Source organism: Thioclava sp. UBA3469 (assembly GCF_002378135.1).
In the GTDB taxonomy this organism is placed as follows: domain Bacteria; phylum Pseudomonadota; class Alphaproteobacteria; order Rhodobacterales; family Rhodobacteraceae; genus Thioclava; species Thioclava sediminum.
On the sequence record NZ_DFRG01000238.1, the window covers coordinates 4,156 to 4,447 of the forward strand.

Here is a 292-nt window from a genome sequence, read left to right on the forward strand (position 1 = left end):
GGCCGATGTCGGTCGCAAGGCCATCGCGCAGATCGAGGCCTTCGCGAAGCGGCTTCTCTCGGACAAAATGGATGAGGCCCGGGCGGCGGATGTGGCGGCGAAACTGGCGACCGGCACCTGGACCCATGATTATCCGATCTCCGCCGATGAGGCACGCGAGCTGGGCCTGCCCGTCGGAACGGACATGCCCAAGGAAGTCCTGGAACTGATGACGCTTTACCCGCAGCCTGTGCGGCGGCAGGGCGGCGGCGTCGAATATCTGCCCGTGCCGCGAGAACGCGAGGCGCGCCGC

The 292-nt window shown here is 67.5% G+C and carries 1 protein-coding gene; it reads left to right on the top strand.

The features are described from left to right. Positions 1-292 (top strand): SDH family Clp fold serine proteinase (locus tag B3D39_RS16985; RefSeq protein WP_414718023.1); only part of this gene is annotated, 292 nt, incomplete at both ends.